1 protein-coding gene is annotated in these 761 nt (G+C 49.0%); it reads left to right on the top strand.

Annotated elements, in window-relative coordinates; all coding sequences use genetic code 11:
- Positions 1 to 735, top strand: a 735-nt coding sequence (locus tag B3V51_RS08125; protein WP_286708225.1) for a dienelactone hydrolase family protein, incomplete at its 5' end; no start/stop codon positions are given.
- Positions 736 to 761: the final 26 nt, after the last annotated feature.

Genomic DNA, 761 nt, shown 5'->3' with positions numbered 1-761 from the left:
GCATCAATGGGACTCCTGGCATTGACCATCAGCCAAACCGCTGCCGCTATCACGACCAAGAACGTCACTTATACAGTGGATAACCAAGCGTACGAGGGCTATTACGCCAAAGCCGATAAGCCCTACGCTCCTTTTATCTTGTTGATTCATGACTGGGATGGTCTAACCGACTATGAGCGCAAACGCGCTGATATGCTAGCGAATGAAGGTTACAACGTACTGGCAGCAGACATGTTTGGGCAAGGCATTCGTCCGACCTCTGTCGAAGAAAATAAGCGTTTAACAGGCGAATTGTATGACGATCGCAACAAAATGCGCCGCATACTACAAGGTGCGTTAAATGCTGGACGACTGGAGGGTAATGATGTGCGCAACGGCACGACCATGGGATACTGTTTCGGTGGTACGGTTGCATTAGAGTTAGCCCGTTCAGGCTTCCCGCAAAAAGCCTTTGTCCCCTTCCATGGAGCCTTTGATACTCCGACCGGTCAAAGTTATGACAAGACCACTGGCGAGATATTGGTATTCCACGGCTCAGCTGACCAGTCTGTCTCTCTAGAGAGCTTTGCAACGCTAGGCAAGACCTTGGAAGCCTCCAACGTACCGCACGAGATGATTACCTATAGCGGCGCACCCCATGCCTTTAGCGTATTTGGCAGTGACAGATATGATGCACGCGCCGATGAGCGCTCTTGGAAACGTTATTTAGACTTCTTAGCAGATGAGTATAAATAATCTAATCGTATAAAAATATCAGTCAC

This window comes from Psychrobacter sp. UBA2514 (assembly GCF_002341255.1).
Lineage (GTDB): Bacteria > Pseudomonadota > Gammaproteobacteria > Pseudomonadales > Moraxellaceae > Psychrobacter > Psychrobacter pacificensis.
The sequence above is the reverse complement of the archived record's forward strand: the minus strand, read 5'-3'. Positions and strand labels throughout refer to the sequence as shown.